Source organism: Frankia sp. CcWB2 (genome assembly GCF_977927585.1).
The window spans coordinates 4,499-7,827 of sequence record NZ_CDWRCM010000205.1; the positions used below are offsets into that span (position 1 = coordinate 4,499).

Sequence of the window (3,329 nt, forward strand, 5' to 3'; positions counted from 1 at the left end):
GGGTGATGAAGGCGGTGATGGCGTCCAGGCCGGGGTGGTAGCCGTCGCTGGTGTCGATGGTGAGCCGTGGGAGGTCCAGGCGGATGTCGACGAAGGCGCCGAGGGAGTGGCGGCCGGCGGCGATGCCGCTGAGGAGTTCGGCATCGCCGTGGGCGGCGCGGTGGGGGTCGAGCCCGGCGCGGGTGGTGATCCGCTGGTGCGCGGTGGCCGGGTCGACGGTGCAGCGGATGATCCGCACGTCGGCGTGGGCGGTGAGCGGTTCCAGGTGGGGACTCCATAGCCGGTCCTGGAACGCGGCTTCGGCCACGACCGTGGCGCCCGCCTTCGCCAGGGTCTCCAGGACACCGAAGAAGGCGTGAAGAGCGGGGAGGTTGAGCGGGTCGTCGCCGCCGGCCTGGTAGCCGGGGCTGGCCAGGACCATTCCCTGTTTGATCTCGTCGCGGATCACCGCCGGGCAGCCGACGGCCGTGGCGACCGCGTGGGCGAGGGTGGTCTTGCCGGTTCCTGGCGGGTCGCTGACGACGGCCAGCACCGGCCTCCCCGTGGTCATGCCTCATCCTTCCACGCGCGGAGGTTCGCCCGCGGTCTCGCGAGGCGGTAGGCGATGAAGCCGGGCTCGTGGGACAGGCGGGCGAAGGCGTCGGGGTGGGTGCGCGCCATCTCCGGCTGGGGCTGGTGCTCGAGGAGAGCGTCGAGAACGAAGCCGGCGGCGGTGAACTCGGCGATCCAGTCCTGCAGGGGCTGCCGCCAGTAGCGGTGGGTGAACCCGCACGACCACTGCTCCTGCTCGTGGCGGGCCTCGAAGTAGCCGCCGCCGCTGGCCCGCCAGTCGGCGGTGGGATGGCTGGTGGAGATGACGAGGGCTCCGCCGGGGCGCAGGATCCGGAACAGTTCGCGGAGCGCGCCGGCGCGGTCGGGCAGGTAGTGGATGACCAGGGCGAGCAGTGCCAGGTCGACGCTTTCGTCAGGCAGCCAGTCCAGTGGCTGGTTCAGGTCGTGCTGGCGCAGTTCCGGGGTGGTGCCGAGCCGCTCGCGGGCGATGTTGATCATGTCGGTGCTGGCGTCGCAGCCGATGAGGTGGGCGCCGCCGCGCAGGAGTTCGGCGGCGTACAGACCGGGCCCGCAGCCGGCATCGAGGACGGTGAGTCCCGCGACGTCGCCGAGCAGGCCGAGCACGGCGGGCCGGTCGTAGTGGGCGTTGTAGGCGCTGACCGCGGCCTCGTCGGCGAAGACGTGGGCGTACCCGTCGTAGAGCGCCCGGCCGGCGAGGGCTTCCGTCATCCCCGTCCTCCCTGGTGAGCGGCTTCCAGATCGACGGTCCGGCCGGACGGCGGCGAGGGGAACATGGTGTCCAGCAACGCCGGGTCGGCAGGCTCCGCCGCGACGAAGGCCGGGTAGAGGGTCCGGACGGCGTGCTCGAAGGCGTGCGGCGGCACGGGCCGGTCGTACTCGATGGCGGCGTCCAGGCGCTCGTCGAACTCGGCGATCCAGCGCCGGTAGCCGACCACGAGGGGATCGTCGGCGGGCCAGGCGGCGTAGATGCGACGGTGGGCGAGGGTGAAGGGGGTCGGGCTGCGCCGGTAGGCGGCGGCGACGGTCCCGGCCGCGCCGGGAACCTGGTGGTAGACGCTGCTACAGGCGCCGGTGTAGGCGAACCGGTAGCCCTCGGCGTACAGGGTCAGCCACATCGCCCAGTCCTCGCAGTGCTGGAGGGTCTCGTCGAACCGGGCCGAGGTTCCAGTGTAGTTGCGGACGGTGACCGCTCCGGTGTGGATGAAGTTGGCGACCAGCAGGAAACCGGGATCGAAGGGGTAGCCCTTGCGCAGGACGGCGGCGCCGTCGGCCGGCCGCGGTATGGCGTCGACCCAGCGGTCGCTGACCAGCGCCGCGCCGTAGGCCACCTCGACGCGGGGATCAGCCAGGGTGGCGGCGGCGACGGCCAGGTGGTCGGGCAGGAAGACGTCATCGTCATCCAGGAAGGCGAGCAGGTCTCCGGAGGCGGTGGCGGCGCCCAGGTTGCGGGCGTGCGAGACGCCCCGCCGCTCTGGCAGCTCCAACAGGGTGATCGCGAGCCGCCCGCCCCAGGCGTCGATGACCTGCTCGGGTGGGGTGCCGCCGTCGGCGACGACGATGACCTCGAAGTCGCGCAGGCTCTGGCGGTCCAGGCTGCGCAGGGCCCGGTCCAGGTGCGCGGGCCGGTCGGCGATGGGGATGACGACACTGATCACTGGCTGCTCCCGGCGTAGGGCTGGCAGCGGACTCGGGTGGTGGCCAGCTGCCAGGCCCGGCCGCCGGGCGCGGTCAGGCGCGCGGCGGTTCGGGCCGGGACGGCGGCCAGTCGGTAGATGTCACAGCGGGAGTTCCCGCCGCCCGCCTGCTTCGTGCGGATGTGGAGTTCCCGCAGGGCGCGGCCGTCGCGGCTGATCTCGATGCCGCGGCCGTGCTGGGCGTCGGTGACGAGCAGGGTTCCGCCCGGGAGTTGCTGGCAGCCTCCGGCGAATTCGGTGAACAGCGCGTCTGGTGGATCGGCGTCGTAGGTGAACACGATCTCGCCAGTGGCGGGGTCGATCTCCAGGACGCGGGAGCGGCGCACGGCGCGCCCGTTGTCGAACACCAGCACGCTGCCGCCGGGCAGAGCGGAGGGCTGGTGCGGCCCGGACAGCTGGCCGGGTCCCCACCACCAGCGCACCGCACCGGCGCGCGGGCTGACGACGGCGATCAGGTCGAGCTCGCGCACCGCGACCAGGGTGTCGCCGTCGTCCCACAGGCCGGCCGGATGGGCGGGCACGGTTTCCAGGGTGTTGGCGTGCAGCACGTCGCACGGAGAGCCGGGCAGGTCCCGCAGCACACGGGAGACCTCTCGCCCGCGTCGCCCCGCGAGTCGGTGCAGGTCAGCGCATCCGGACGTCGCCGTGGCGCGGCGGGCGAGCTCGTCGTGGACTAGGCCGCGCAGGTGGTCGACGGTGGCGAGCAGGTCGTACAGCGAGTGCTGCTCGGCTGGCCGCCCGCCGAGCAGGCACATCGCTCCCGTCGGGGTCATCACGCTCGCCGCGTGTAACGGGATCCAGCCCGCAGCGATGATGAAACTGGCCCGTGACCTCGTTGCTTATCGCAAGACCGGCTCCTCCCGCTCCGGGGGGAACCCGTCACACCCGGGAGTTCCGCTGCCCGGCGCGGGCCCGGTTCGCCGCCGCGATACACGACCACGCAGCTCGCGGGCTCGATGTAGTCCCCGCGGTGCTGCCCAACGACGCCGGTGATCTCGTCACCGAGCATGGCGCCCACCGCTACCTGCTGGCCCAGCGCGCCCTGGGGGCTCCTCTGGGACA

At 72.8% G+C, this 3,329-nt stretch carries 5 protein-coding genes; 1 reads left to right on the forward strand and 4 read right to left on the reverse strand.

Features of this window, described 5'->3' with window-relative positions:
- From ACY45C_RS18065 to ACY45C_RS18080, 4 genes are all read right to left on the reverse strand, one after another.
- Positions 1-550 (reverse strand): P-loop nucleotide/nucleoside kinase family protein (locus ACY45C_RS18065; protein ID WP_462188754.1); only part of this gene is annotated, 550 nt, incomplete at its 3' end.
- Positions 547-1,281: a class I SAM-dependent methyltransferase gene (locus tag ACY45C_RS18070; protein WP_462188756.1), complete on the reverse strand. Its 735-nt coding sequence runs from the start codon at positions 1,279-1,281 to the stop codon at positions 547-549. The genes ACY45C_RS18070 and ACY45C_RS18065, both read right to left, overlap by 4 nt.
- Complete coding sequence (locus ACY45C_RS18075; protein ID WP_462188757.1) at positions 1,278-2,228, reverse strand: glycosyltransferase family 2 protein; 951 nt, start codon at positions 2,226-2,228, stop codon at positions 1,278-1,280. Before ACY45C_RS18075 ends, ACY45C_RS18070 begins: the two co-directional genes overlap by 4 nt.
- Positions 2,225-3,040, reverse strand: coding sequence for an arylsulfotransferase family protein (locus ACY45C_RS18080; RefSeq protein ID WP_462188761.1), 816 nt, complete (start codon positions 3,038-3,040; stop codon positions 2,225-2,227). The genes ACY45C_RS18075 and ACY45C_RS18080 overlap by 4 nt, the downstream gene beginning before the upstream one ends.
- 53 nt (positions 3,041-3,093) lie before the next feature.
- Here ACY45C_RS18080 and ACY45C_RS18085 point away from each other — a divergent pair.
- A partial coding sequence (locus tag ACY45C_RS18085) for a hypothetical protein (protein WP_462188759.1) occupies positions 3,094-3,329 on the forward strand: 236 nt, incomplete at its 3' end.

Bases quoted from the DNA above. Each gene is read 5' to 3' on its own strand.
- ACY45C_RS18080 (WP_462188761.1), bottom strand. From the start codon at position 3,040: ATGACCCCGACGGGAGCGATGTGCCTGCTCGGCGGGCGGCCAGCCGAG.
- ACY45C_RS18070 (WP_462188756.1), bottom strand. From the start codon at position 1,281: ATGACGGAAGCCCTCGCCGGCCGGGCGCTCTACGACGGGTACGCCCAC.